The following is a 24,897-nucleotide window of genomic DNA, read 5'->3' as shown; positions in this document are numbered from 1 at the left end:
TCTAATAGAGATCGCGGCGGTAGCGATCCTCGTCGATCAGCCGCTGGACCTCGGCCTCGCCAAGTAGCGCCTGCAGGGTGGCCTGGACGCCGCGCCCCAGGCCCGGCAGACTGCCACAGACCATGATCACGGCATCCGCCGCCAGCCAGTCCAGCAGCAACTCGCGCTGCGCCCGCAGGCGGTCCTGCACATAGCCGTCGCCGTCCCGCGAGAACACCCGGTCCAGCCGGGCCAGCTCGCCCCGCGCCTGCCAGGCATCCAGCTCAGCCCCGTAGAAATCGTCATGCGCCGCCGTGCGTTCGCCGAACAGCAGCCAGTTGCGCCGGTGCCCGGCGGCGATACGCGCCGCCAGCAGCGGGCGCACCCCGGCCAGCCCGGTACCGGCGGCGATCAGGATCAGCGGGCGCTCGTCCAGCGGCGGCCGGAAGCCGGGATGGGCACGTAGCCGCGCCTGCACCTGGTCACCGGGTCGTAGCCCCGTGGTCAGCCAGCCGGAGGCGATACCCAGGCGGCCATCCGCCTTGCGCTCCTGACGCACCAGCAATCGCAGCACGCCTTCGTCGGGCAGCGAGGCGATGGAGTACTGGCGCACGGCGAGCGGCACCAGGGCGTCGAGCAGTGTCTGGGCGTCCAGGCCAGGCAGCGCGGTCTGGTCTTCCGGCAGCAGACGGGTTTCCAGGGCCACGGCCAGGGCCTGGGTGATGCCGTCGCGCGTCACCACGCTGTTCGCGGGCAGCCCCAGGGACGACAGCCAGGCCGCCACGCGTTCGGCGCCCTGGCGGGGGGCGATCTCGAGGATATCGCCAGGTGCCCAGTTGCTCCCGGGCGGTGGCGACAGCTGCAGCTCGAAGACCGCGCCACCGGGGTTGCCGGCATTGAGCGGCTGCACCGCTACCAGCGGCCAGGCCTGCAGCGGCCGCTCGACCGCGGGCGCGCCGGCCACCGCGCCCAGGGCCTGGAGCTGAGCCTGCCAGACCGCAAGTGCCTGAGCGTCACCATTGTCCACCTCCACCGGGGCGAACAGCGGCCGGGCGCCCTGCCCACCTAGCCAGGCATCCAGCCGTCGGGCGAAGGCGCAGTAGGCCGGATAGCGCCGGTCGCCCAGGGCCAGCAGCCCATAGCTCAGGCTTGGTAGCGTCGCCGCCTGGGTCAGCATCCGCCGCTCGAAGCCGCGCGCCGCATCCGGCGCCTCGCCGTCGCCGTGGGTGGCGACGACGAACAGCGCCCGGGTAGCCCGCTGCAGACGCTCGACCGAGAGCCGCCCGAGCGCGACCACCTCGGCGCTCAGTCCCGCCGCCTGCAACTGGCTGGCGGCCTGCCAGGCCAGCGCCTCGCCCTGGCCACTCTGGCTGGCGTAGCCGATCAGCCAGTCGGCGGCGCCCGCCGCGGCCGGTGTCAGCCCGCCTTGCGCCTGGCGTGCCTGCCGGCGTTTGCGCCGGCGATCCAGATAGAGCCAGAGCCCGGTCACCATGAACAGCGGCATGGCCAGGCTGGCGAGCAGCAGTGCCACCCGCCCAGCCAGGCCGAAGTACTCCCCCGAATGCAGGGCATAGACGCTGAGCAGCAACCGGGCGCCCAGCGGCTGCTCGCGATAGCGGCGATGATCGAGCACCCGCCCTGCGCCGTCGAAGACGATGCGATTGAGGGCGCGGATATGGTCGGCATCGTCGGGCAGGTACCAGAGGGTGGGATGGCTGACCTTGCGCGCCGGATTGGGCAGCAGCAGGCCGTAGCCCTCGACGCGTCCACCGGTCTCTTGCCGAAAGCTCCGCCAGAGCGCGTCCAGGTCCACGTCCCGGCGCGCCACCACCCCCGTGGTCTGGGGCTCCGGCGCGGCGCCCAGCAGGCGCTCGCTGGCCTCGCGGTACCCGTCATAGGACCAGTAGAGGCCGGTCAGTGCCGCCAGCAGATAGAGCAGCAGGCACCAGGTGCCGACCACGGCGTGCAGGTCCCAATGGAAGCTGCGCCCCCGGCGGCCCCAGTCCAGGGTCAGCCAGGTGCGCCAGCGCCGGACCTGACGCGGCCAGCGCAGGTAGAGGCCGGACAGGCAGAGCACCAGCAGGATCAGGGTGGCGGCACCGGTCAGGGCCTTGCCCACCGGTCCCAGGGCCAGGGAGCGGTGCAGGTCCAGGATCAGGCGAAAGAACGCCTGGCCACGGGGCGCGCTCAGCACCTCGCCGGTATAGCGATCGAACAGCTGCACCTCGCCCCGGCCCTGACCATTCGCCGGTGCCAGGCCGAGCAGGCCGTAGCCCTCCCCCGCCATGCTGGAGACGAAGCTCAGCTCCCGGCCTGGAGGAACAAGACGCTGCCGCACCTCCGGCAGCGTCAGCGGACGCCGGTCCGGCGTCGCGGTGGTGAGCGGCGGATTGAGCAGCTCCAGCAATTCCAGCTGGAAGCTGTAGAGCGCCCCCGTCACGCCCAGCACCACCAGCACCAGACCCGCGGCCAGGCCGAGCAGGCTGTGCAGCTGGAAGAGGCCCCTGCGGATCAGGGCTGAGCCCATTGGCGCAGGAGATTGTGATAGACGCCGGTCAGCTGCAGGCAGGCCTCATGCCCCTGCCCCAGCTCGGCGGCCGCCCGCTGGATGCCCTGGTCGAGTTCGAACAGCTGACTGCGCTGACCGGCATCGCGCACCAGGCTCTGGATCCAGAAGAAGGAACACAGCCGCGCGCCTCGGGTGACCGGCAGCACCCGGTGCAGGCTGCTGGCCGGATAGAGGATCAGGTCGCCGGCCGCCAGCTTGACGCTGTGGGCACCATAGGTGTCCTCGACCACCAGCTCGCCCCCCTCGTATTCGTCCGGTTCGCACAGGAACAGCGTGGCCGACAGGTCGGTGCGCAGGTAGCCGCCGCCATCCGGCAAGGGGCGCAGGGCGTTGTCCACGTGCAGGCCGAAGGACTGGCCGCCCTGGTAGAGATTGAACAGTGGCGGAAAGACTCGCGCCGGCAGCGCGGCGGCAACGAACAGCGGATGCCGCGGCAGCGCCTGCTGGATCAGCTCGCCCACTGCGCGCGCCGCCGGCTCGTCCGCCGGCAGCTGCAGATTGTCCTTGGCCATGGCCGACTGGAAGCCGGCCGTGTGCCGGCCATCGGCCCAGGCCGCCGCCTCCAGTCGCTGGCGGCACGCCCTTACCTGCTCGGGCGTCAGCACGCCCGGAACGCTGATCATCATGGTGATTCCCTCTAACGCCGAAAGCCCTGCGCAGGCAGGGCTTCGGTTGCTGCAGGCGACCTCAGAAGCTGTAGGTCGCGGTCAGGATGGCGGAACGGGCATCGCCGTATTCGATGGCCGACGACCTCGTGCTCACGCCCAGTTGCGAGCGCACCCGCTCCACGTAGTCCTTGTCAAAGACATTGTTGACGTTGAGCTGCAAGTCGACGTTGCGATTGACGCGATAGCCGACCATGGCGTTGTGCAGCCAGTAGTCGTCGAGCTTGGCGCCGTCGTTGCTGGAGGTGACATTGCGCTCGCTGACATAGCGGGCGCCATAGCCCACCCGCCAACCGGCCGGCAGCTCATAGGTGGTCCAGAGATTGAGCGAACGCGGCGGGGTGTTGGCCAGCGCCTGGCCCTCGCGATTGCGCCCGTCCAGGGTGTCGGCGGCCTTGAGCGTCTCGCTGTCGAGGAAGGTGAAGTTGGCGTAGACGTTCCACTGCGGGGTGATCCGCCCGGTGGCGCCCAGCTCGATGCCCTGCACGCGCTGCTTGCCGGCCAGGGCGGTGCTGCCGTCGGCCAGGGTTTCCCGGGCATTGCTCTTCTCGACGCGGAACAGGGCGCCGTCCAGCTCCAGGCGCTTGTCGAGGAATTCCCACTTGGTGCCCAGCTCCCAGGTCTTGTTCTTTTCCGGACCCAGATCCTGGTTGGCCGCGCTCAGCCCGCCGCCGGTGGAGGTCAGGCTTTCCGCCGAGGGATTGAAGGAGGTGCCATAGGCCACATAGACCCGGCCGTTCGGGGCCGGCTTGAACACCAGGCCGGCGCGCCCGCTCAGCTTGGCGTCATCGGAACTCAGCCGGGTCTTGCTGCCGCGCACGCCGTTGGCGACCGGCGTGGTGTCGCTGTCGCCGTCGAACCAGTCGTAGCGCAGACCCAGGTTCACATCCCAGTAGTCGTTGAGGGCGATGGTGTCGAAGGCATAGAGCGCCTTGTCGGTCAGCACGTTGTTGGCGATGGCCGAGGTCTGCTTGTCGGTCGCGCCGTCATAGCGCTCCGGCGGCGCGGCCAGGGAGTAGCCGGCGGCGGGGAAGGTCAGGCCATAGCTGTAGGTGTCGCGGTCGTAGTCCTCGCGGGAGAACTCGGCGCCCAGCACGAAGGAATGCCCCAGGCCGAAGGTGTCGAAGTTGCCGGTCAGGTTGGTCTGGTTGATCCACATCTCCGAGGTCACGTCGCGGCCGTAGCCCTGGGGACCGGCCGGGCGATAGCGGCCCGCGGCGACGCCGCCCAGGTTGACGTGGGACGCCGAGATCACCACGTCGCGCTCGATGCGGCTGTAGCGGGTCAGGTTCTGCAGACTCAGGTTGTCGTTGAAGCGATGCTCCAGCTCCACGGTGAAGACATTGTTGTTGATGTCTTCCTTGTCGATGTTCTTGAAGCCGAAATAGGCATCGCGATCCACCCCGCCCAGGCGCTTGCCGTTGAGCGCCGGCACCCCGTAGTCGGGCTGGTTGTTGTCGGTCTGGTGGAAGTAGCTCAGGGTCAGGCGGGTATCGTCCGACAGGCCCAGGGCCAGCGACGGCGCGATGCCCCAGCGCTCGCGATCGATCTGGTCGCGGCCGGGCACGTCGTTCTCGTGAGCCATCAGGTTCAGGCGGAAGGCGCTGCCCTCACCCACGCCCTGCAGCGGCTGGTTGGTGTCCAGGGTCAGGCGGCGATAGCTGTCGGTGCCGAGGCCCGCGCCGATGCGGGTGAACTGACGCTCCTGCGGCTTCTTGCTGATCAGGTTGATGGAGCCACCGGTGGTACCGGCGCCACCGAACACCGAGTTGGGGCCCTTGATGACCTCGACCGATTCCAGGTTGAAGGTGTCGGTGCGGTTGGTCTGGGTGCTGTCGCGCAGGCCATCGATCTGGATGTTCGAGTTGGCGCTGAAGCCGCGGATGTTGATGCTGTCGCCGGAGCCGCCACCACCCTCGCCGGCGTTGAAGGTGATGCCGGACACGTTGGACAGCACCGATCTAAGGCTCAGGGCCTGCTGATCCTGGATGACCTGCGCCGGCACCACCGTCACGGTCTGCGGGGTGTCCAGCAGGGGTGCGGTGTACTTTCGCGAGGCGGACTGCTCGGCCTTGAAGCCTTCCTGCTGCGCCTGACCTTCGATGGTCAGACTTTCCAGTCGGGTCACCGGCTCCTTGGCGTCCTGGGCCTGCGCCCCGAGGGACAGCGAGGCGACGGCGACACTGAAGGTAGAAACCAGCAAACGGCGCTGGGACAGCGAGGACATTTCCTTGGACATGATGGCGAGCCGCCTCCTTATGTGAATGCGGCGCGATTCTATTTGCAAACGATTATCAAATCCATAGCGAATGTAAATTATTCTTAACAATTCGGAAAACCGCCTGACACAGCGCTTTTTCGCAGGCATGAAAAAGCCCGCGTCCCTGACGGGGCGCGGGCTCGATCGACGCGGAAAGCCCTTAGAGGTAGAAGGCCTTCAGCGGCGGGAAGCCGTTGAATTCCACCGCGCTGTAGCTGGTGGTGTAGGCACCGGTGGACAGCCAGTACAGGCGGTCACCGCTGGCCAGGTTCAGCGGCAGGCCGTACTTGTAGTGCTCGTACATGATGTCGGCGCTGTCACAGGTCGGACCGGCGATGACGACTTCTTCCATCTCGCCCTTCTTCTCGGTCCAGATCGGGAACTTGATGGATTCGTCCATGGTTTCGATCAGGCCGGAGAACTTGCCCACGTCGGTGTAGACCCAGCGCTCCACGGCGGTACGCGACTTGCGCGCCACCAGCACTACTTCGCTGACCAGGATGCCGGCGTTGGAGATCAGCGAACGGCCCGGCTCCAGGATGATTTCCGGCAGCTCGTCGCCGAAGTCTTCCTTGAGGAAGCGGATGATTTCCTCGGCATAGGTCTCCAGGCTGTTGGTGCGATGGATGTAGTTGGCCGGGAACCCACCGCCCATGTTGATCATCTTCAGGGTGATGCCGTCTTCTTCCTTGAGGCGCTCGAAGATCACCTTGACCTTGGCGATGGCGGCGTCCCAGACGTCGATGTCGCGCTGCTGGCTGCCGACGTGGAAGGAGATGCCATAGGGCTCCAGGCCCAGCTGGCGGGCCAGGATCAGCAGGTCCAGGGCCATGTCGGGCTGGCAGCCGAACTTGCGCGACAGCGGCCAGTCGGCCGAATTGGAGCCTTCGGTGAGGATCCGCACATAGATGCGCGAGCCCGGGGCGGCCTTGGCGATGTTGCGCAGGTCGGCCTCGGAGTCGGTGGCGAACATGCGCACGCCCTTCTCGTAGAAGTAGCGGATGTCCTTGGATTTCTTGATGGTGTTGCCGTAGCTGATGCGCTCCGGCTCGACCCCGGTGGACATTACCTTGTCCAGCTCGTAGATGGAGGCGATGTCGAAGTTCGAGCCCTTGTCGCGCAGCAACTCGGTGATCTCGATGGCCGGGTTGGCCTTGACCGCGTAGTAGATCTTGGCGAACGGGAAGTTGCCAACGAGATCGTCATAGGCCCGGCCGATGGTGGCGGTGTCGATGACGACGAAGGGGGTTTCCTGCTGGTCGGCGAAGGCCTTCATCTTCTGGAAGGTTTCGCGAGAATAGTAATCTTCGACCTTGATGGACATGCGTCGGACTCCCGATGGGCAGAACAAATTGAAGGAGGGGGTGTTCTGAACGCCTAATCCGTTTCCCCACTTTGGTTCGCCTACTTCCCAAGGCACATCGCCGAAAGCAAAAAGGTCAACGCGTACTGCCGTTGACCTCGCTGTCTCGTCGTCGGTACTTGAGCCGGATGGATCGTTTCCAGCATGGACGTTCGGGCGCGAACTTTAGGGCCAGACGCCCTGAAGATCAATGTTAAATCCATGATCTTTACCGAACGGTGACGCGTGCGGACTCCCCCCTCTCCTGCAACCGACCGGAGCGGGCGCCGAGATGTTCCTGGGGGGCGATGACAGGGGGTTTCCGAGCGGGCGGACAACGCTTGGGTTGGCCATGTTGGGCTTCGACGATGGAGCCGTCTCAACCCAACCTACCGGAGTCCCACCCGTAGGTTGGGTTGAGCACAGCGAAGCCCAACACGCCCAACCCCAGCGCCTTACCGGAACGGCGGTTCGTCGAAGCTGCGCAGCTTGCGCGAGTGCAGGGAGTCGAGCTGGGTGCGCAGCTGGTCCAGGGCGGCGATGCCGATGGCCAGGTGCTGGCTGACGGCGCGGGCATAGAAGGCGTTGGCCGAACCCGGCAGCTTGATCTCGCTGTGCAGGGGCTTGTCGGACACGCACAGCAGGGTGCCGTAGGGCACCCGCAGGCGATAGCCCTGGGCGGCGATGGTGCCGCTCTCCATGTCCACCGCCACGGCGCGCGCCAGGTTGATCAGCGGGCGTTCCTGGGCCCAGCGCAACTCCCAATTGCGGTCGTCGTAGGTCAGCACGGTACCGGTACGCAGGCGACGCTTGAGCGCCTCCCCTCGTTCGCCGGTGACGCTGGCGGCGGCTTCCTGCAACGCCACCTGCACCTCGGCCAGCGCCGGGATGGGAATGTGCGGCGGCACCACGCGGTCGAGGATGCCGTCGCGTCTCATGTAGGCGTGGGCCAGCACGTAGTCGCCGATGGTCTGCGACTGCCGCAGGCCGCCACAGTGGCCGATCATCAGCCAGCAGTGCGGACGCAGCACCGCCAGGTGGTCGGTGATGTTCTTGGCGTTGGACGGGCCGACGCCGATGTTGACCAGGGTGACGCCATGGCCGTCACCGGCGATCAGGTGGTAGGCCGGCATCTGGAAGCGGTGCCAGGCGATGGCGGCGATGACCGCCTGGGCCTCGGTGGGGTCCATGTCGCGTTCGATGATGACGTTGCCCGGCAGCACCAGGCGCTCGAAGCGCGGATCGCTGCGCAGTTGCTCCAGGCCGTGCTGGATGAACTGGTCGACGTAGCGATGGTAGTTGGTCAGCAGGATCCAGGGCTGCACGTGGCGCCAGTCGCTGCCGGTGTAGTGGACGATGCGTCTCAGCGAGAAGTCGGTGCGGGCGGCATCGAACAAGGCCAGCGGCAGCGGATCGATGCGCTCCCAGTCGTAATGGCCGTCGGCGATGTCGTCGTGGGCGGCGGAGAGATCGGTACTGGGGAAGACCCGCGCCAGCTCGGCGGCGGTCACGCCGCTGCCGGCCAGTTCGTCGCCCTGCTCCACCACATAGGGGTAGGGGATGTCCTGGCGACTGCGACCGATCTCGACCTGGAGGTCGTAGTCGCGCATCAGCGGCTCGAGCTGCTCCAGCAGATAGCCGCGAAAGGCCGCCGGATGGGTCACGGTGGCCACATAGGTGCCGGGCAGCTGGATCTTGGCGTAGGCGCGGGTGGTGGCCGGCGGCACGCCGGGGGCGCGATAGCGGATGCGGATCTCGGGGTAGCGGAACAGCTCGCGCTCGGCGGCGCTGGGTTCGACGCGATCCTTGAGATAGCGCTTGAGCGCCGCATCCAGGGCCTGGGTGGCCTCCTGGTGCAACGCCGCGAGCCGGTCGACCGCCTCGCTGGCGGTGGCGACGACGGTGAAATCCTCGGATACGGAGGTCATGCAGGTTTCCTTGTTGGGGCGCTGGCTATAGCTGACACCCTAACACCCCTGGGTGACAACGGCTGTGACGGCTCATAGGGGTTTGTCACCCTGGGCATGCTGCTCCCACAGCCGGCGATAGTGGCCGTCGGGCCGTTGCAGCAAGGCCTCGTGACTGCCCTCCTCCACCTTGCGGCCATCACGCAGCACCAGGATGCGATCGGCATGGCGGATGGTGGACAACCGGTGCGCCACCACGATCAGGGTGACCTGGCCACGCAACTCGTCCAGCGCGCCCTGCAACCGCGCCTCGGTGGCGCTGTCGATGCTGGCCGTGGCCTCGTCGAGCAAGAGCACCTTGGGGTCGCGCAGCAGCGCCCGGGCCAGCGCCAGCAGCTGCCGCTCGCCGGTGGAGAGGGTGAAGCCACGCTCGCCCAGCAGGGTATCCAGGCCTTCCGGCAACCGCGCCACCAGGTCGTCCATATGGGCGGCGGCCAGGGCCTCGCGCAGACGCTCATCCGACACCTGGCTGCCGAGCAGCAGGTTGTCCCTCAGACTGGTAGAACGGATGAAGGGCTCCTGGGGCACGCTGGCCAGGGCGGCGCCCAGCACCTCGGGGGTCAGGCTGCCCAGTTCGCGACCGTCCAGGCAGAGGTGGCCACCGGTGACCGGTTGCAGTCCGGCGAGCAGGTCGAGCAGCGTCGACTTGCCGCTGCCGGTAGGGCCGACGATACCGAGAAAGGTGCCTGGAACGATGTCCAGGTCGATGCCGTGCAGGGTGTCGTGGCCCGCACCGGCATGACGGAAGCGCACGGCCTCCAGATGGAAGTGCGCGGTCGCGATGGGGCGGTCATCTTCGCCGCTCAATGCCGGCTTCTCTTCGAGCAGGTGCAGCAGCCGGGTGCCGGCCACCGTGGCCTGCTGGAACAGGTTGAATCTCTGGGTGATGTCCATCAGCGGCTCGGTCACCCGCCCCAGGTAGGTGACGAAGGCATAGAGCACACCGATCTCGGCGCCGCCCTGCAGATGGCCCATCCCGTAGACCAGCAGCAGCACCGCCAGCACCGCCACGCTGACCAGGTCCAGCGCCGAGCGCAGCAGCAGCCCGGAGACGCGGATGGTGCGCATGCGGGCGCCGTACTGGGCCTGGTTGAGCCGCTGGAAATCCTGGCGGAAGCGCTCGGTCTGGTTGAAGGCCTGCAGTAGCCCCATGCCGCCGATGGCCTCGCCCAGCCGGGCGCTCTGCTCGGCGCGCAGCATGCGCACCTCCATGGCCGCCGCCCCGCTGTATCGCTGGTAGGCCCAGACGATCAGCACCGCGGCCGGGATCAGCAGCACGGCGATGGCCATCAGGCGTACGTCGAGCAGGGCCATGGCCACCAGGATGCCGATCAGCAGTACGATGTTGCCGACCATGTTGCCGAGAAAGGCCACATAGAGTTCACGCAGGGCGTCGGTGTCGTTGGTGACCCGTGCCACCAGTTCGCCGGTGGCGGTGCGGTCGTGGAAGCTCTGCGGCAGGCTCAGCACGTGGCGGAACAGCCGGCGCCGCTGCAGCAGCACCACGTCCATGGCGATCTCGGCGAAGCGTAGCGATTGCAGGTAGCGGCCGTAGGCGGCCAGCCCCTGGGAGACCACATAGGCGGCGACCAGGCCCACCAGCGGCCAGAGGCGCAGGTCGTGGGGCACCAGGTAGTTGTCGAGGTAGTGCTTGGTCAGCCAGGGCCCCAGCACGTCGAACAGCGTGGCCACGACCAGGATCGCCAGGGTGCCGGCCAGCTTGCGCGGATTGGCCAGTACCGGCTTGAGCAGCAGGGAAAGCACGCGGGTCCTGGTCATTGGCTGGCCTCCTCCGCCTGCTGCAGATTCCACAGTCGGGCATAGAGCCCCCCGGCGGCGAGCAGCTCGCCATGGCGACCCCGCTCCACCAGGCTGCCCTGGTCGAGCACGATGATCTCGTCGGCGTGCTGCACGGCGGAGAGACGGTGGCTGACGATCAGGGTGGTACGCCCCTGCAGCCCGGCCAGCGTCTTCAGCAGGCGGGCTTCGGTGGCGGTATCCACCGCCGAGAGGGTGTCGTCCAGCAGCAGGATGGGCGCGGGCGAGAGCAGCGCCCGCGCCAGGGCCACCCGTTGGCGCTGACCACCGGAGAGGGTCAGGCCGCGCTCGCCCACCGGCGTATCCAGCCCTTGCGGCAGCGCCGCCAGATCGGTGGCGAAGGCGGCGGCGTCCAGGGCTTCGCGGATCTCCCCGGCGGTCGCATCGGGACGACTGAGGGCGACGTTCTCGCCCAGGGTGCGGGCGAACAGGAAGGGATCCTGGGGCACATAGGCGAACTGGGCACGCAGATCGCCCAGGCGATACTCCTCCAGCGGCACCCCGCCCAGGCGAATGCTGCCCTGCTCCAGCGGAAACTGGCGCAACAGCAGGCGCAGCAGGGTGCTCTTGCCGCTGCCGGTGGCCCCGACGATGCCCAGGGTATCGCCGGCGGGCAGGTCGATGACCACGTCCTGCAAGGCCGGCTGACGCGCCTGGGGATAGGTGAAGGCCGGAATATAGACCGACAGATCGGCCTGGTCCGGTGGCGTCTGGGTGCCCTCGTCACGGATGCGCTCGGTGACGGCGAACACCTCTTCCAGCCGGCGGGCCCCGGCCTCGCCGCGCTGCAGCAGGTTGAAGCACCAGCCGATGGCGAACATCGGCCAGATCAGCTGCACCAGATAGAGGCTGAAGCTGGTCAGCTGGCCCAGGGTGATGTGGCCATCGAGATAGCGCCAGCTGCCCATGACCAGGGTCAGCAGGGTGGCCAGACTCAGGGCGACGAAGATGATCGGCTCGTAGCGCGCCTCGGTGCGCTGCACCTGGTAGTCGGCCCTGGCGACGCTGCGGGCGCGGGCGTCGAAGTCGTCCAGCTCGGCTTCGATCAGGGCATGCTGGCGCAGCATGCGCAGGCCGCTCAAGGCTTCCTGGGTGCGGTCATTGAGGGCGGAAAAGCCGGCCAGTGCCAGGCCGAAGCGCTGCTGCACCCGCCGCGCCACCCGATAGAAACCCCAGGCCATGAAGGGAAAGGGCAACAGCGCCAGGGCGGCCAGGGGCGCGTCGATGCCGATGAACATGGCCAGCAGCACCAGCAACAGGGTCAGCAGGCCGTCGAAACTGGCCAGCACCCCTTCGCCGGCCGCGGTCTCCACGGCGTCGATGTCCTGGGTGGCGCGGGCCAGCAGGTCACCGGTACGACTGGACTGGAAGAAACCGGGATCCAGGCGCGCCAGCTTGGCGAAGAAGGCGTCGCGCAGCTCCACGCCGACCTGGTAGGAGGTACCGAACAGGCGCACCCGCCATTGATAGCGCAGCACATAGAGGCCACAGCCGACCGCCACGATCAGGGCGACGCGCCACAGCAGGCCGCTCTGATCCAGCTCGCCGGCGCGCAGGGCGTCGATGGCCTTGCCGATCCACCAGGGCAGGGTCAGGTTGAGCAGACCGACGCCCAGCAGGCAGAGGATGGCCGTCCCGTAGGCACGCCGTTGGCGCAGGAAGAAATCACGCAACAACCGCCACAACGCCATAGAACCGCCTTACCCGAGCAAAGGTGCAGTATATCGGCTACCCAACCGGCAGCGGAGTTCCTTCGTCCCGATCCGGGTCCCATGTCAACGGGTGGCGCAGGGCGCGAGGTCGTTGTAGGGTGCCACTCCCTGCGGCACCCGGCCGCTGCGCCCCTTTCCCCTTTGCTAGGCTGACGCCCATGACCCTCGAACCCCAACGTCCTGTCGTCCTCTGCCTGTCCGGCCACGATCCGAGTGGCGGCGCCGGCCTGCAGGCCGACATCGAAGCCCTGCTCGCCCAGGGTTGCCACGCCGCCCCGGCGGTCACTGCCCTGACCGTGCAGGACACCGTCGACGTGCATGACTTCCGGGTGCTGGATCGCGAGTGGGTACTGGCCCAGGCCCGGACGATCATCGCCGACCTGCCGGTGGCGGCGGTCAAGCTGGGCATGCTCGGTTCGGTGGAGATGGTCGAGACGGTGCTGGAGATCATGGAGTCCCTGCCCGGCGTCCCCCTGGTCTGCGATCCGGTGCTGCGCGCCGGTGGTGGCGGCGCCCTGGGCAAGGACGAGGTCGGCTACGCCATCCGCGAGCGGCTGCTGCCCTGCGCCACCATCGCCACTCCCAACCTGCCCGAGGCGCGCATCCTCGCCGAGTTGCCCGAGGGCACCCCGGAGCAGTGCGCCGAGCGCCTGCTGCCCTTCTGCGCCCACCTCCTTATCACCGGCGGCCATGGCGAGGAGCACGAGGTGCACAACCGCCTCTATGACCGCGCCGGTGGCTGCGAGACCCACATCTGCCAGCGCCTGCCCGGCAGCTACCACGGCTCCGGCTGCACCCTGGCGAGTACCCTGGCCGGGCGCCTGGCCCTGGGCGAAGCCCTGCCCAGCGCGGTGCGCAGCGCCCTGGACTACACCTGGCGTACCCTGAGGGACGCCGAGCGTCCCGGGCGCGGTCAGTACGTGCCACGGCGCCTGCCACTGGACTTCTGCTCATGAGCCCGCTGCGCGGCCTCTATGCGATCACCGACAGTGCCCTGCTCGCCGAGGGTCGCCTGCTGCCCTATGTCGAGGCCGCACTGCAGGGCGGTGCCCGGCTGGTGCAGTACCGCGACAAGTCAGGGGATGCCAGCCGCCGGCAGGACGAAGCCGCCGCCCTGGCCGACCTCTGCCGCCAGCACGGCGCCCAGCTGATCATCAATGACGACCTCGCCCTGGCCCGTCGGCTGGGCGTCGGGCTGCATCTGGGCCAGGAAGACGGCTCCCTGGCAGCGGCCCGTGCCGAACTGGGTACGGAAGCCATCGTCGGCGGCACCTGCCACGCCAGCCTGGAACTGGCCGAGGCTGCAGTCCAGGCTGGCGTCAGCTACCTGGCCTTCGGCCGGTTCTTCGCCTCCAGCACCAAGCCGGATGCCCCGCCGGCGCCCCTGGAATTGCTCGACCAGGCCCGCAGCCGCTTCAACCGGCCCGTCTGCGCCATCGGCGGTGTCACCCTGGACAACGCCCCGCACCTGCTCGCCCACGGCGTCGACCTGCTCGCCGTCGTCCACAGTCTGTTTTCCGCCGCCAGCGCGGGCGAGGTGGAGCGCCGTGCGCGCGCCTTCGCCCGGCTGTTCGCGGCCTGATCCCGCTCAAGGAGACCCCCTATGTCCCGCTCCGCGCAACTCTTCGACCAAGCCCAGCGCCACATCCCCGGTGGCGTCAACTCGCCGGTCCGTGCCTTCAAGAGCGTCGGCGGCACGCCGCTGTTCTTCAAGCACGCGCAGGGCGCCTACATCGTCGACGAGGATGACAAGCGCTATGTCGACTACGTCGGTTCCTGGGGTCCGATGATCCTCGGCCACAGCCATCCGGACGTGCTCGACGCCGTGCGCCGCCAGCTGGAACATGGCCTTTCCTACGGCGCTCCGACCGCCCTGGAAACCACCATGGCCGACCTCATCTGCGAGATCGTGCCGTCCATGGAAATGGTGCGCATGGTCAGCTCCGGCACCGAGGCCACCATGAGCGCCATCCGCCTGGCGCGTGGCTACACCGGGCGCGACACCATCATCAAGTTCGAGGGCTGCTACCACGGCCACTCCGACAGCCTGCTGGTCAAGGCCGGCTCCGGCGCCCTGACCCTGGGCGTGCCCAGCTCCCCCGGCGTGCCGGCGGCCTTCGCCCAGCACACCCTGACCCTGGCCTACAACGACCTGGGCGAAGTGGAAGAAACGCTGGCGAACGTCGGCGACCAGATCGCCTGCATCATCGTCGAGCCGGTGGCCGGCAACATGAACTGCGTACCGCCCGCGCCAGGCTTCCTGGAAGGGCTGCGCAGCCTCTGCGACCGCTATGGCGTGGTGCTGATCTTCGACGAGGTCATGACCGGTTTCCGCGTCGCCCTGGGCGGTGCCCAGGCGCACTATGGCATCCGTCCGGACCTAACCACCTTCGGCAAGATCGTCGGCGGCGGCATGCCGGTGGGCTGCTTTGGTGGCAAGCGCGAGATCATGGAAAAGATCGCCCCGCTCGGCCCGGTCTACCAGGCCGGCACCCTCTCGGGGAATCCGCTGGCCATGGCCGCCGGCCTCACCACCCTGCAACTGATCCGCCGTCCCGGCTTCCACGCCGAGCTGACCGACTACACCACGCGGATGCTGCAGGGCCTGCAGGACCGCGCCGATGCCGCCGGCGTGCCCTTCGTCACCACCCAGGCAGGCGGCATGTTCGGTCTCTACTTCAGCGGCGCCGAAGACATCGTCACCTTCAGCGATGTCATGGCCAGCGACAGCGAGAGATTCAAGCGCTTCTTCCACCTGATGCTGGACGGTGGCGTCTACCTGGCACCCAGTGCCTTCGAGGCCGGCTTCACTTCCATCGCCCATGGCGACGAGGAATTGCGCATCACCCTGGACGCCGCCGAGCGCGCCTTCGCCACCTTCAAGGACTAGGGCCTGTCTGACAGGTGTCATTCGTCCCGCTTGCGGAACCTCTCTGCCCTGCCGGCCTCACACCTAGTTGAGTGGCCGGCGTCACAGGTAAAAAAGTTCCGCCGTTGCGCGTAAAGGTTTTGAAAGCGTGCGTCGGCTTGACCCATAATGAGATGTCGGCGCGTTTCGCCGGCCGGGTTCTCCGAACCTGCCTCGCTTGTGGAGGCGCTTCATGCACCGCGCTGGTCGTACCCTGTGCGCAGCCCTGATTCTGATGCCCCTGGTCGCCCTGGCCGGAGGCAATTCGCTGCTCGTCCCCAGCACCAGCCGTTGCAACCTGAATCTGGCCAACGAAGCCCTGGCGCAGGCGATCGCCCGCTGTCAGCAGATCGCCCACGACGGCGATTCCCAGGCGCAGTACGAACTCGGCGACTTCTACTACGAAGGCAAGCAGACGCCCAAGGATCTCAACCAGGCGCGCCAGTGGTTCGAGCAGGCCTCGCTCAAGGGCAATGCCGATGCGCAGAATCGCCTCGGCAACATGTTCTTTCGCGGCGAGGGCGTACCGCCCAACAACATCCAGGCCTACATCGTGCTGAAGATGGCCGCCATCAATGGCAACGACGAAGCCATGGATACCGCCGACCTGGTCAGCGCCCAGATGCGCCGGGACGAGCTGGAGATGGCCACCCAGGTACTGGGGCAGATCTTCCGCGACTATCTGCAGGACATGCAGACCGCGGGCAACCTCAATCCCTTCCAGCCGCCGCAGAACTGACGGCGAGCCCGGCAGAGCCTGTTCAAAGTCTCGCGAGCTAGAGACAAACAAGGCCTAGGCGGCCCCACGAAAAGGGCTGAGGAAGCGGATCGGACCCGCGCTCGGGTTTACAAGTAGTAAATGAGCATTACGACGGGGCCGCCCAGGCGGGGCTGGCGACCCAGGCCATTTTCAACGCCGTTTGGCCGACGCGCAGCAGACTTTGGGCAGGTTCTCAGGGCTTGTCGGGCATTGGCATCGGGAACGGCATGACATTGGTGCCGCCCTTGGCTTCGCTGATCTTGGGCTGGCCCAGGCGCTCCACCTCGTCGATGCGGATGATCGAGTGCATGGGCACGAAGCTGCGCACCACGCCTTCGAATTGCGCCTTGAGCTTTTCCTCGCTCGGATCCACCACCACCTGGGTGCGCTCGCCGAACACCAGCTCCTCGATCTCCAGGAAGCCCCAGAGATCGCTCTGGAAGATCTGCTTGGCGTAGATCTCGAAGACCTGGCCCTGGTTGACGAAGATGACCTTGTAGATGGCCGGCTTGCTGGGGGATGAGCTCATGGCGGAGGCGGATTTCGACAGTGAAAAGCGGGCGGCGAGCATAGCATGCCGGCCTCGACTCCCGTCAGCCGTCGCCAGGGGTTTCCAGCCAGGCGCGCTCGGCGACCAGCGCGCTCACCCAGTCGATGAAGACCCGCAACTTGGCGCTGACGTGCCGGTTGGGCGCGAAGGCCAGATACAGCGGCATGGGCGCCACCTGCCAGTCCGCGAACAGCCTGACCAGTTCGCCACGGGCGATGGGCGCCGCCGCCAGATAGTGCGGCAGGCAGACCACCCCGAGCCCGGCCTGCCCCGCCGCCAGGCAGGCGTTGCCGTCGTCCACCTCCAGGCTGTGCCGGCTCTGCAGCTCCAGCCGCTCGGCACCACGTTGCAGGGCATAGGGAAAGCCCTTGCCCGCCCCCCAGAGAAACCGCACCACCCGGTGTGGCGCCTCGGCCAGCTCGGCGGGATGAGCCGGCGTGCCCTGGGCGGCAAGGTAAACTGGCGCGGCGTAGCAACCCAGCCGTAGCGCCCCCAGTGGCCGGGCCACCAGATACTGCTCGCGGATGCGCCCGCCGCGGATCACGCAATCGACGTTGTCGCCGATCAGATCCACCTGGCGATCGCTGACGCCCAGCTCGAGCTGGATGTCCGGATAGCGCCGAAAGAAGTCCGGCAGGGCCGGGATCAGGATCAGCCGCGCCAGCGGACTGGGCACGTCCACCCGCAGGCGCCCGCGGGGCGTGCGGGTAGCCACCGAAAGCCCCGTCTCGGCATCGTCCACCGCCGCCAGCACGCCCAGGCAGCGGTCGTAATAGGCCGCGCCGTCGGCGGTGACCCGCACCTGCCGGGTGGTGCGATTGAGCAGGCGCACCTGCAGGTGCGCTTCGAGCTGCTGCACCTGCTGGGTGACGCGGGTGCGGCTGTGGCCGAGGGTCTCGGCCGCGCGGGTAAAGCTGCCGGCTTCCACCACCCGTACGAAGGTCTGCATCGCGGCGAACAGATCCATGCCGACTCCTGAAACAGGGACTGTTTGGATTGTACAAACAATGCTGACCGCCTGGCCGGGTTTATCCCCTGACGAGCGGCGCCTAAGGTGGCCCGATCGATCCCCACCGGAGCCCCGCCATGACCCGCGACGTCGTCTTTCCCGCCCAGCGCCACGCCCTCTACGAACAGCACCGCTATTCGCCGGCCATCCGCTCCAATGGCTTTCTGTTCGTCTCGGGACAGGTCGGCAGCCGCGCCGACGGTTCGCCCGAGCCGGAACTGGAAGATCAGGTCCGCCTGGCTTTCGCCAACCTCGACGCCGTCCTTGCCGCGGCCGGCGCCGCCTTTGCCGACGTGGTGGACGTCACCCTGTTCATGGTCGATGCCGAGGCCAGCTTCGAACGCATCTGGCCGGTGCTGCTGGAACACTGGGGCACGGCGCCCTACCCCACGGTGACCGCGGTCGGCGCCACCTGGCTGGCGGGCTTTCGCTTCGAGATCAAGGTCATCGCACGGCTGCCGGAAGGCTCAGGCCAAGCCTAGGCCGACCGCCTTCCGGGCGGCTCTTCCCCGTGCGGAAGGCCATCACTATAATGCGCGGTCCACTCGCCACCGACTCCCTGCCGCGCATGTCCAAGAAGCTCTATATCGAAACCCATGGCTGCCAGATGAACGAATACGATTCGTCGCGCATGGTCGACCTGCTCGGCGAACGGGAGCCGCTGGAAGTCACCCAGAATCCGGCCGAGGCCGATGTCATCCTGCTCAACACCTGCTCGATCCGCGAGAAGGCGCAGGAAAAGGTGTTTTCCCAGCTCGGTCGCTGGCGCGAACTCAAGCTGGAGAATCCCGACTTGGTGATCGGCGTCGGCGGCTGCGTGGCCAGCCAGGAAGGTGCCGCCATCCGTGACCGCGCGCCCTATGTCGACGTGGTCTTCGGCCCCCAGACCCTGCATCGCCTGCCGGAGATGATCGACGCCGCGCGTGCCACCAAGGCGCCCCAGGTGGACATCTCCTTCCCCGAGATCGAGAAGTTCGACCGTCTGCCCGAGCCGCGCATCGACGGCCCCAGCGCCTTCGTCTCCATCATGGAAGGCTGCAGCAAGTACTGCACCTTCTGCGTGGTGCCCTACACCCGGGGTGAAGAGGTCAGTCGGCCGCTGGACGACGTCCTCGCCGAGATCATCCACCTCGCCGAGCACGGCGTGCGCGAGGTGACCCTGCTGGGCCAGAACGTCAACGGCTATCGTGGCGCCACCGGCGATGGGCGCATCGCCGACTTCGCCGAGCTGCTCTATGTGGTGGCGGCGGTGGATGGCATCGATCGCATCCGCTACACCACCTCGCACCCGCTGGAATTCTCCGACGCCCTGATCCAGGCCCACGCCGAGATCCCGGAGCTGGTGAAATTCGTCCACCTGCCGGTGCAGGCCGGTTCGGATCGCATCCTGGCGGCCATGAAGCGCAACCACACGGCGCTGGAATACAAGTCGCGCATTCGCAGGCTCAAGGCGGCGGTACCCGACATCTGCATCAGCTCGGACTTCATCGTCGGCTTCCCCGGCGAGACCGAGAAGGACTTCGAACAGACCATGAAGCTGATCGAGGACGTCGGTTTCGACTTCTCCTTCTCCTTCATCTACAGCGCCCGCCCCGGCACCCCGGCGGCGGACCTGGTCGACGACACCCCCGACGAGCTCAAGAAGCAGCGCCTGCAGATCCTGCAGGCGCGCATCCACCAGCAGGGCTTCGAGATCAGCCGGCGCATGGCCGGCAGCGTCCAGACCATCCTGGTCAGCGATTTCTCCAAGCGCGATCCCGGCATGCTGCAGGGCCGCACCGAGAACAACCGCATCGTCAACTTCCGCTGCAGCGATGCCAGCCTGATCGGCCAGTTCGTCCAGGTGCACATCGACGAGGCCCTGCCACACTCCCTGCGCGGCACCCTGCTGGCCCCCGTCGCCAGCGGTGCGCGCCCGCCCGTCGCCGTCGCGCTGGCCTGATGGATGGTCGCACGCGCCCTTTGCCAAGGGCGCGACGCAGGTTACTCTCAAGCTACGTCAAGTTTTCGTAAAGCCAATCCAAAGGGTTTCCCAGCACACCTTGAATACCCCCCAGACGCTCCAGCACTTCACCCTCGAACCCTTCGATGCCGACCGTTTCGCCAACCTGTGCGGCCAGCTCGATGAAAATCTGCGCCAGCTCGAACGCCGCCTCGGCATCGAGATCCGCAATCGCGGCAACCAGTTCGAACTGGTCGGCGATCCCGAGCGCACCCGCGCGGCCCAGAACCTCCTGCAGCGCCTCTACCGCGAGACCGCCAGCGGCACCGCGGTGGCCCCGGAACTGGTGCACCTCTACCTGCAGGAATCCGGCCTGGAAGCCCTCCAGGAAGAGCACCGCAGCGGTGGCGACACCAGCGTGGCCCTGCGCACCAAGAAGGGCATGATCCGCCCGCGCGGCGCCAACCAGCAGCGCTACGTCAAGTCGATCCTCGACCACGACATCAATTTCGGCATAGGCCCGGCCGGTACCGGCAAGACCTACCTGGCCGTGGCCTGCGCGGTGGATGCCCTGGAGCGCGAGCAGATCCGCCGCATCCTGCTGGTGCGCCCGGCGGTGGAAGCCGGCGAGAAGCTCGGTTTCCTGCCCGGTGACCTGGCGCAGAAGATCGACCCCTACCTGCGCCCGCTGTACGACGCCCTCTACGAGATGCTCGGCTTCGAGCAGGTGGCCAAGCTCATCGAGCGCCAGGTCATCGAGGTCGCGCCGCTGGCCTACATGCGCGGCCGCACCCTCAACAATAGCTTCATCATTCTCGACGAAAGTCAGAACACCACCCTCGAGCAGATGAAGATGTTCCTGACCCGGATCGGTTTCGGCTCCACCGCGGTGATCACCGGCGACGTCACCCAGGTCGACCTGCCGCGCGGTACCAAGTCGGGCCTCAGGCACGTCATCGAGGTCCTCCGTGACGTACCGGGCATCGGCTTCACCCACTTCGAATCCAAGGACGTGGTGCGCCACCCGCTGGTGCAGCGCATCGTCGAGGCCTACGACCGCTTCGAGGCGCTACAGGACAAGCCGCGGGCGCAGGGAGAGGATCGCCATGGCGATTGAACTGGACGTCCAGGTCGCCAGCGAGGCGGCCGACTTCCCCGAGGAGCCGGACTTACGCCGCTGGTGTGAACTGGCCCTGCGCACCCGCCAGGGCGATTCGGAACTCACCATCCGCCTGGTGGACGAAGACGAAGGCCGCGAGCTGAACCGCACCTGGCGGCACAGGGACTACGCCACCAATGTGCTGTCCTTCCCGGCCGACGTGCCGGACGAATTCCTCGATATCCCCCTGCTCGGCGATCTGGTGATCTGCGCCCCCGTGGTGGCCCGCGAGGCCGCCGAGCAAGGCAAGCCCGCCGCGGCGCACTGGGCGCACCTGGTCATCCACGGCTGCCTGCACCTGCTCGGCTACGATCATCTGGAAGATGACGAAGCCGAGGAGATGGAAGAACTGGAACGCCAATTGCTCGCTGAACTGGGCTACCCCGATCCCTACGGTGAATGACAGACACATGAACGAAGATCGATCAGGCACTGGGCATCGTTCCTGGCTGGAACGCATCGTCCAGGCCTTTGCCCATGAACCCAAGAGTCGCCAGGAACTGCTGGAACTGCTGCGCGAGGCGCATGAGAACAAGGTGCTCGACAGCGAAGTGCTGTCCATCGTCGAGGGCGCCATCTCGGTGGCCGACCTGCAGGTGCGCGACATCATGGTGCCGCGCTCGCAGATCATCAGCATCCGCGCCCAGCAGACCCCGGCGGAATTCCTGCCGGCGGTGATCGAGGCGGCGCATTCCCGCTATCCGGTGATCGGCGACGGCCCCGACGACGTGCTCGGCCTGCTGCTGGCCAAGGACCTGCTGCCGCTGCTGCTGGACCCTGCGCGGGTGTTCGACTTCAAGACGGCCTTGCGCCCGGCCACCTTCGTACCCGAGTCCAAGCGCCTCAACGTACTGCTTCGGGAATTTCGCTCGACCCACAGCCACATGGCCATCGTGGTGGACGAATACGGCGGCGTCGCCGGCCTGGTGACCATCGAGGACGTGCTGGAGCAGATCGTCGGCGAGATCGAGGACGAGCACGACGTGGAGGAAGAGAGCTTCATCAAGTCGTTGCCCAATGGCGACTTCGTGGTCAAGGCGCTCACCCCCATAGAGACGCTCAACGAGACCCTGGAGACCCGTTTCGCCGATGCCGAGGCCGACACCGCCGGTGGCCTGGTGATGAACCGCCTGGGTCACCTGCCCAAGCGCAACGAGGAAACGGTGATCGACGACTTCCGCTTCCGCGTGCTCAACGCCGATGGCCGCCGCATCCATCTGCTGCGCGTGACCCCGGTCAACCGCTAGCCGCGGCCCAGGCAATAACCATTGCGCGCCCTCCTACGGACCACCGTAGGTTGGGTTGAGCGCAGCGAAGCCCGACAGGCCTTGCTTCGAGGTCGATACTGTTGGGCTTCGACGATGGCGCCGTCTCGACCCAACCTACGGGACGTTCGCGCCGCGACAAGCTCCATCCCCCTCTCCAACTGCGATCCAGCTCGCTCCCCCGCACACGCCTTTGGCACTCCCTCGCGGCGACGAGTAAGCTTGCGCAGCCTCGATCGGACCAAGGATTTTCGATGCGCTGGATCTCTCAACCCGGCTGGAAGGGCAACCTTCTGGCGCTCTTCGCCGGTGCCCTCACGCCCCTGGCGCTGGCCCCCTTCAACATCTGGCCGCTGGCACTGCTGTCCGCCGGTCTCTTCTACCTGGGCCTCAAGGGGCTCGGTGCCTGGCGCGCCCTGCTGCGCGGCTGGTGCTACGGCTTCGGCGCCTTTCTCGCCGGCACCAGCTGGATCTACGTCAGCATCCACACCTACGGAGCCGCGCCGGTGCCCCTGGCGCTCTTTCTCACCGTGGGCTTCTGCGCCGGCATCGCGCTGTTCTTCGCCCTGCCCGCCGGGCTCTGGGCACTGTGCCTGAGACGCAACCAGGCACCCCTGGGCGACGCCCTGACCTTTGCCGGCCTCTGGTTCGCCCTGGAGCTGTTCCGCAGCTGGGCGCTGACCGGCTTTCCCTGGCTGCTGCTGGGTTACAGCCAGCTCAGCGGCCCCCTGCAGGGCCTGGCGCCGCTGGGCGGCGTCTGGCTGATCTCGGCCGCGCTGGCCTTTACCGCGGCGCTGCTGGTCAACGCCCCGCGCCTGATCATGCGACCGCTCGCCCTGGTCGCGAGCCTGGTGCTGGTGGCCCTGCCCTGGGTCGCCGGCGATGTCTTCAAGGGCCAGGTCTGGACCCAACCCGCCGGCGCACCGCTCAAGGTCGCCGGGGTCCAGGGCAATATCGCCCAGGAGCTCAAGTGGAATCCCGACCACGCCCGCGCCACCCTGGCGCTCTATCGCGACCGCACCGCCGAGCAGACCGAGGCCGACCTGGTGGTCTGGCCGGAAAACGCCATTCCCGTGCTGCGCGAATACGTCAGTGACTTCCTGGCTGCCGAAGGTGCCCAGGTGGCGGCCCATGGCGGCGCCCTGGTGACCGGCCTGCCCGCCCGCGAACGCGACGCCGACGGCGATTCGCGTTACTTCAACAGCATCACCGCGGTCGGCAACGGCTCGGGCACCTACTACAAGCAGAAGCTGGTGCCCTTCGGCGAATACGTACCGCTGCAGGAATACCTGCGTGGCCTGATCGGCTTCTTCGATCTGCCCATGTCCGACTTCGTCCGCGGTCCCGAGCAGCAGGAGCCGCTGCTGGTGAAGGGCTATCGCGTGGCGCCCTACATCTGCTACGAGGTGGTCTATCCGGAATTCGTCGCCAGCATGGCGGCCCAGAGTCAGCTGCTGCTCACCATCAGCAACGACACCTGGTTCGGCAAGTCCATCGGTCCGCAACAGCACCTGCAGATGGCGCAGATGCGCGCCCTGGAAAGCGGTCGCTGGCTGGTGCGGGTCACCAACGATGGCATCACCGCCCTGGTCGATCCCTTCGGTCGCATCAGCCGGCAGATCCCGGCCTTCCAGGTCGGCGTGCTGCAGGGCACCGTAGTGCCCATGGATGGCCTGACGCCCTATCTGCACTACCGCCTCTGGCCGCTGGCGATCTTTTCCGCCCTGGTGCTGCTGTGGGGCCTGCTGCTGCGTCGGCAGGATCGTCCGGAAGAGGCGCCGCTGGTGGTCACCCAGAGCTAGGCGAGCATTAGCGATAAGCGAGCGGATAGAGCAATAGCCCGGCGGCCTCGTTGAGCAACTGGGCGGTCTGCTCGACCGCCTTGGCTTCCGGCAGCCAGCCACCGAAGGGCCGGGCATTGGGGATACCGATGAAGCCCATGGGCGCGGCCACCACCGCGAAGCCCTGCCGTTCGAAGCACCAACGCGCGCGGGCCATGTGATAGGCCTGGGTCACCAGCACCACCCGCTTCACTCCCGCCTCGCGCAGCAGCGGCGCACTCAGGGTGGCATTTTCCCAGGTGGTGCGACTGGCGCCTTCCTGCCAGCGCACCGGCACCCCCAGGTCGCGCTCCATCACCTCGGTCATCAGTGCCGCCTCGCTCAGCGGGCGGTCATGGGGCGAGCCCCCGGTGATCAGCACCGGCAGGCCGCTGGCCTTGGCCAGCCGGGCCGCATAGCGCAGCCGCTCCACCGCCAGGTGGCTGGCGGCATCGCCCGCCCAGCCCGGGTCGTCCACTTCGCGACCGGCACCCAGCACCACGATGGCGTCGGCCTGCTGCGCAAGGTTCGCCCAGCGCGCCTCGGGCAGCGCGGCATCGCGCTCCAGCAGGCGTCCACCCGTCTCCACCACGACCGGCAGGGTACTGGCCCAGAGGCCCAGCAGACCGCCCAGGAAACAGGCCAGGCCCAGGCGCGGATAGCGACGGCGCAACCACCAGCCCAGCAGGAGCAGCAGCAGCAGGCCGCCCGGTGGCAGCAGCAGTTGCTTGAAGAAATAGCGCAGACCCATGGTCCCTCCGGTCGGGGGCGACCTCCGGGTCGCGGCGGCGCCTAGTGTAGGGGAGCGCCAACCTGGGCAGAAGAACCCTCGACCAACAGTTGTCGACCCTGGCACTGGGTACAGAAGGCACCTGCCGGCTGGACCCGGCCACAGCCCAGACAACAGGCCAGGGCGGCATCGGCTGCCTGATGGCGCGCCAGCCAGCGCTTGACCAGGGCATATTCGGCCGGACTCAGGCCCTGCACCTCGACTTCCCCGTTGGCACTGTCATAGAGGCGTTCCTGGGTAACCGCCTCATCCAGCGCCAGCGCCAGGCGCCGTTGCAGGCGCACGTCGACGGGCAGCTTTTCGGACTCGCGTCGAAACTTTCCCATGATGGCGATCATCCTCCCGGATAAGTGAACGGACGTTTGAACAGCCTAGTACGGCC

General features: G+C 67.4%; 21 protein-coding genes. 10 read left to right on the top strand and 11 right to left on the bottom strand.

The features are described from left to right. Position 1: 1 nt before the first annotated feature. The 7 genes from PVZ77_RS24425 to PVZ77_RS24395 form a co-directional block, all read right to left on the bottom strand. Entirely contained in the window at positions 2-2,506 is a 2,505-nt protein-coding gene (locus PVZ77_RS24425; protein ID WP_273808621.1) for a sulfite reductase flavoprotein subunit alpha, read from the bottom strand. After that, complete coding sequence (locus PVZ77_RS24420) at positions 2,491-3,174, bottom strand: Fe2+-dependent dioxygenase (RefSeq protein WP_273808620.1); 684 nt, start codon at positions 3,172-3,174, stop codon at positions 2,491-2,493. The genes PVZ77_RS24425 and PVZ77_RS24420 overlap by 16 nt, the downstream gene beginning before the upstream one ends. A gap of 61 nt (positions 3,175-3,235) precedes the next feature. Then, complete coding sequence (locus tag PVZ77_RS24415; protein WP_273808618.1) at positions 3,236-5,452, bottom strand: TonB-dependent receptor; 2,217 nt, start codon at positions 5,450-5,452, stop codon at positions 3,236-3,238. A gap of 181 nt (positions 5,453-5,633) precedes the next feature. Continuing rightward, on the bottom strand, positions 5,634-6,797 hold the full coding sequence (locus PVZ77_RS24410; protein ID WP_273808617.1) for a type III PLP-dependent enzyme: 1,164 nt from the start codon (positions 6,795-6,797) through the stop codon (positions 5,634-5,636). A gap of 473 nt (positions 6,798-7,270) precedes the next feature. Next, positions 7,271-8,743 (bottom strand): AMP nucleosidase, encoded by a 1,473-nt coding sequence (amn, locus tag PVZ77_RS24405; protein WP_273808616.1) that lies wholly within the window; start codon positions 8,741-8,743, stop codon positions 7,271-7,273. Positions 8,744-8,815: 72 nt separating this feature from the next. Beyond that, positions 8,816-10,561 (bottom strand): ABC transporter ATP-binding protein, encoded by a 1,746-nt coding sequence (locus PVZ77_RS24400; protein ID WP_273808615.1) that lies wholly within the window; start codon positions 10,559-10,561, stop codon positions 8,816-8,818. Beyond that, positions 10,558-12,291 (bottom strand): ABC transporter ATP-binding protein, encoded by a 1,734-nt coding sequence (locus tag PVZ77_RS24395; RefSeq protein WP_273808614.1) that lies wholly within the window; start codon positions 12,289-12,291, stop codon positions 10,558-10,560. The genes PVZ77_RS24400 and PVZ77_RS24395 overlap by 4 nt, the downstream gene beginning before the upstream one ends. Positions 12,292-12,470: 179 nt before the next feature. Here PVZ77_RS24395 and PVZ77_RS24390 point away from each other — a divergent pair, with 179 nt between their 5' ends. From PVZ77_RS24390 to PVZ77_RS24375, 4 genes are all read left to right on the top strand, one after another. Then, positions 12,471-13,268, top strand: a complete 798-nt coding sequence (locus tag PVZ77_RS24390) for a bifunctional hydroxymethylpyrimidine kinase/phosphomethylpyrimidine kinase (RefSeq protein WP_273808613.1) — start codon at positions 12,471-12,473, stop codon at positions 13,266-13,268. Next, positions 13,265-13,894, top strand: coding sequence for a thiamine phosphate synthase (thiE, locus tag PVZ77_RS24385; RefSeq protein ID WP_273808612.1), 630 nt, complete (start codon positions 13,265-13,267; stop codon positions 13,892-13,894). Before PVZ77_RS24390 ends, thiE begins: the two co-directional genes overlap by 4 nt. 21 nt (positions 13,895-13,915) lie before the next feature. Continuing rightward, entirely contained in the window at positions 13,916-15,202 is a 1,287-nt protein-coding gene (gene hemL / locus PVZ77_RS24380) for a glutamate-1-semialdehyde 2,1-aminomutase (RefSeq protein WP_273808610.1), read from the top strand. Positions 15,203-15,413: 211 nt separating this feature from the next. Further along, positions 15,414-15,959, top strand: a complete 546-nt coding sequence (locus PVZ77_RS24375) for a tetratricopeptide repeat protein (protein WP_027597185.1) — start codon at positions 15,414-15,416, stop codon at positions 15,957-15,959. A 214-nt stretch (positions 15,960-16,173) separates the two neighbouring features. Here PVZ77_RS24375 and PVZ77_RS24370 read toward each other — a convergent pair whose 3' ends face one another. Continuing rightward, complete coding sequence (locus tag PVZ77_RS24370) at positions 16,174-16,509, bottom strand: DUF1820 family protein (protein ID WP_007159644.1); 336 nt, start codon at positions 16,507-16,509, stop codon at positions 16,174-16,176. Between the two features lie 64 nt (positions 16,510-16,573). Then, positions 16,574-17,497, bottom strand: coding sequence for a LysR family transcriptional regulator (locus tag PVZ77_RS24365; RefSeq protein WP_273808608.1), 924 nt, complete (start codon positions 17,495-17,497; stop codon positions 16,574-16,576). Positions 17,498-17,616: 119 nt separating this feature from the next. Here PVZ77_RS24365 and PVZ77_RS24360 point away from each other — a divergent pair, with 119 nt between their 5' ends. The 6 genes from PVZ77_RS24360 (at position 17,617) to lnt (ending at position 23,707) form a co-directional block, all read left to right on the top strand. Further along, positions 17,617-18,021 (top strand): Rid family hydrolase, encoded by a 405-nt coding sequence (locus PVZ77_RS24360; RefSeq protein ID WP_273808607.1) that lies wholly within the window; start codon positions 17,617-17,619, stop codon positions 18,019-18,021. An 86-nt stretch (positions 18,022-18,107) separates the two neighbouring features. Then, positions 18,108-19,481: a tRNA (N6-isopentenyl adenosine(37)-C2)-methylthiotransferase MiaB gene (gene miaB / locus PVZ77_RS24355; protein WP_273808868.1), complete on the top strand. Its 1,374-nt coding sequence runs from the start codon at positions 18,108-18,110 to the stop codon at positions 19,479-19,481. A 100-nt stretch (positions 19,482-19,581) separates the two neighbouring features. Continuing rightward, a complete protein-coding gene (locus tag PVZ77_RS24350) occupies positions 19,582-20,598 on the top strand; it encodes a PhoH family protein (RefSeq protein ID WP_273808606.1) in 1,017 nt (338 codons plus the stop codon). Next, a complete protein-coding gene (gene ybeY / locus PVZ77_RS24345; RefSeq protein WP_273808605.1) occupies positions 20,588-21,043 on the top strand; it encodes an rRNA maturation RNase YbeY in 456 nt (151 codons plus the stop codon). The genes PVZ77_RS24350 and ybeY overlap by 11 nt, the downstream gene beginning before the upstream one ends. 7 nt (positions 21,044-21,050) lie before the next feature. Further along, positions 21,051-21,887: an HlyC/CorC family transporter gene (locus PVZ77_RS24340; protein WP_273808604.1), complete on the top strand. Its 837-nt coding sequence runs from the start codon at positions 21,051-21,053 to the stop codon at positions 21,885-21,887. A gap of 272 nt (positions 21,888-22,159) precedes the next feature. Beyond that, the gene (lnt, locus tag PVZ77_RS24335; protein ID WP_273808602.1) at positions 22,160-23,707 is read left to right on the top strand and encodes an apolipoprotein N-acyltransferase; all 1,548 of its coding nucleotides are present in this window, start codon (positions 22,160-22,162) and stop codon (positions 23,705-23,707) included. 7 nt (positions 23,708-23,714) lie between these two features. On the opposite strand, the gene PVZ77_RS24330 is transcribed toward lnt, so the two are convergent. Next, entirely contained in the window at positions 23,715-24,476 is a 762-nt protein-coding gene (locus tag PVZ77_RS24330; protein ID WP_273808601.1) for a YdcF family protein, read from the bottom strand. Between the two features lie 41 nt (positions 24,477-24,517). Then, positions 24,518-24,841: a hypothetical protein gene (locus PVZ77_RS24325; RefSeq protein ID WP_273808600.1), complete on the bottom strand. Its 324-nt coding sequence runs from the start codon at positions 24,839-24,841 to the stop codon at positions 24,518-24,520. Between the last annotated feature and the right edge of the window lie 56 nt (positions 24,842-24,897).

The sequence above is a fragment of the Pseudomonas sp. SHLD1 genome (assembly GCF_028640935.1).
GTDB classification, from domain to species: Bacteria; Pseudomonadota; Gammaproteobacteria; order Pseudomonadales; family Pseudomonadaceae; genus Chryseomonas; species Chryseomonas aestiva.
This window is presented reverse-complemented; position numbering and strand designations above follow the sequence as displayed.